The sequence below is a fragment of the Rubritalea sp. genome, from assembly GCF_039830215.1.
GTDB lineage: Bacteria > Verrucomicrobiota > Verrucomicrobiia > Verrucomicrobiales > Akkermansiaceae > Rubritalea.
This window is the reverse complement of sequence record NZ_JBDOPO010000016.1, coordinates 1-2,553: the sequence shown is the minus strand read 5'-3', so window position 1 is coordinate 2,553 and position 2,553 is coordinate 1. Positions and strand designations below refer to the sequence as shown.

Annotated in this window: 3 protein-coding genes; 1 reads left to right on the top strand and 2 read right to left on the bottom strand. The window is 40.7% G+C overall.

Going from position 1 to position 2,553, the window contains the following annotated elements; translation table 11 throughout:
- On the bottom strand, positions 1–214 hold a 214-nt coding region (locus tag ABGY95_RS00575; RefSeq protein ID WP_347439735.1), incomplete at its 3' end, for a hypothetical protein.
- 240 nt (positions 215–454) lie between these two features.
- Between ABGY95_RS00575 and ABGY95_RS00570 the strand changes: the two genes are divergently transcribed.
- A complete protein-coding gene (locus ABGY95_RS00570; protein ID WP_347439734.1) occupies positions 455–1,954 on the top strand; it encodes a lipopolysaccharide biosynthesis protein in 1,500 nt (499 codons plus the stop codon).
- Between the two features lie 167 nt (positions 1,955–2,121).
- Here ABGY95_RS00570 and ABGY95_RS00565 read toward each other — a convergent pair.
- On the bottom strand, positions 2,122–2,553 hold a 432-nt coding region (locus ABGY95_RS00565), incomplete at its 5' end, for a glycosyltransferase (RefSeq protein WP_347439733.1).

Here is a 2,553-nt window from a genome sequence, read left to right as displayed (position 1 = left end):
CTCGATCGAGCGTGCTAGCAAGAAGTGGACGATGCCCATTCAAAACTGGGGTCCAGCGCTTGCTCGGTTCGCCATGGAGTTTGGTGACAGAGTCCCGAACCTGCGCAATATCAACCTCTAACACACACTGGAAATGCGGGCTCCGCTCAAGATCAAAATCAGCATAACTCCACATTGGGAAACCCAATGCTTCGGCCTTCCTATCGTCAGGCACTTATATGATTTTAATCTGGATCTGCGCTCCTCATCCAGTAGAAGGAAATTATCGGTCATGGCTTTGAAGAAGCAATGACCTAACTAACAGACCAAAAACACAATTTTTCTGTCAGAGCCAAAATCTCTCTATCACATAAATCCAAAGCTGGTAAATTAAGATTTTCAGACTTCCAATATTTGTCTATTTAAAAGGTTTTATGCCTTTTATTGATTCGAATTAGGCTTTATAACTGGATTAATGTCTCTGATACGTGAGCGGTTTTTATCAACAACTTTGAGTGGCTATGCGGCTATTTTTAGCCGAATGATTAGCGGTTTGATATTATTTCGCATGATGTTTATGCAATTCTCTGGCGCCGAATTTGGTTTTTGGATGATGTTGTGGTCTCTATTTGGATGTGGAATATTGTTTGACTTTGGCTTTGGTTTCACGGCTCAGAAAGCTGTAGCATCCAAAACTGCAACAGGTGAAACCGCTGAACTAAATAAATTGTTATCAACGATTTTTTGGACATTCATGGGACTGGCAGGCACCTTGTTTATCATTTTTCAGCTTATTCAGGGCGCATTCTTATCCTCAATTAATGTGGAGCCAACTGATTACGAAGATTTTAGGTTAACGTATTGCATCTTTTTTGGAGGTCTAGCCATAATGTTCCCGCTTGGTATATTTTCTGAGATACTTCGCGGACTGAAGCGAACAGATATTGTAAATTGGTTACAGACGATATCGGTTTTACTTAACTTTGTTTTTTTATATTATGGTCTAGAAGCTGGATGGAAAATGGCTCATCTAATGCTAGCGAGTGTGCTAATTACCGCGCTTCCGGGTGTGATAGCAACTTTTATTTCTTTTACTAAACTTCCCGAACTATCGCTGTCACCTACTTACTTTCATTGGCCAGCAGTGCGTTCACAGCTGGGCTTTTCTGTAGCAGCTTATTTGATTACATTTGGCAATATGATCATGGGAAAGAGCGACCAACTAGTGATATCTATGACTCTTGGTGTTGCCTTCGTAGCGATTTACCAAACTGGATTCAAGACTAGCCAAATGCTTGGGCTCTTCGGGTCACAACTGCACCAGATTATATCACCAGCTGCCGCATCCTTTCACGCTTTGGGTGATAAGTCAGGCCTACGTAAGCTTTATTTAGACAGCTCTCGAGTCACGTTTTTAATACTCACACCATGCTACTTGCTCAGTGCTATTTATTTAGAGCCGCTAGTTAGTATACTGACTGGGCTGGATTCAGTTTCCAGAGAGACGTTCTGGATTGGTCAAGCTCTACTGCTTTCAACTTATAGCTCTCAACTGACTAATGGCGTGTCAAAGCGGATTTTAATGATGTGTGACGAACAAAAAAAGTTACTAAAGATTTCTCTTGTTGATGCTGGTATTAATTTATCATTGTCTATTGTCTTGGCTATGAACATTGGTGTGCTAGGGGTGGCTTTAGGCACCTTGATACCAACTATTCTCGTAGGATGGTTTTGGGTTATACCCTTGACTATAAATAAATTAAATTTCTCCCTAAAGGAGATACTCAGTGCTCATGTAAGGGGAGTAATTCTACCACTTTCTGTCTTTATAGCTGTGCTAAGCATTCTAGAAACCCTCTACCCTGCCCTGATTGACTGCGGCCTGATTGGACTAGGTTGGAGAGGGACCGCGTGTATGGTGCCTTTCCTTTTTTTAGGTAGGAAGGAAATTATGAATCTAGTTAGGGGAAAGTGATTCCGGAAGCATCCACTGAGCCGCAAAAACATGTTGTTAGGTGATTATTTGCCATGCGCTAGCATAACTTTGAAAAAAGCAAAAAAACATTTACATAACTATGAAGTAAACAGATTGCCCCAAATAATAAACATACTACAAATCAACTCAACCAGCCGCAGTGAGTTTTAACGATCTAAGCCCCCACCATGGCTGGTAAGTGAAAGTATAGTGTCACTCCATAACTGGCTTGAATTATTTCGATTAGTATATTCTAGAGCAGCCTCTCTACCCTTTCTTAAAATTTCTTTTGAGGGTGGGTTCACCACTAAATCTTCAATTTTAATTGCTAATTCACCGCGTAAATCACCATTAATAAAATGCCCTTGGCCGGTTAGTTCTGAACAAATGACACCTGTAGAGGTACAGATTAGTGGTGTTTCAGAAAGTAGCGCTTCAATTGCAGGCAAACCAAAACCTTCAAAATGGCTAGGAAAAATCATACAAGCTGCCATAGAAAAAAGCTTTCTTAGTTTGCTGTCAGATACCGAAGGTAAAAATCTAACATCATATCCACCGTTTTGCAGTTCATTTACTCTGCCTATAAATTTGTCAGCCTT

What these genes read in the sequence shown, in the direction of transcription:
- ABGY95_RS00570 (WP_347439734.1), top strand. Translation starts at nt 455, where the DNA reads ATGTCTCTGATACGTGAGCGGTTTTTATCAACAACTTTGAGTGGCTAT.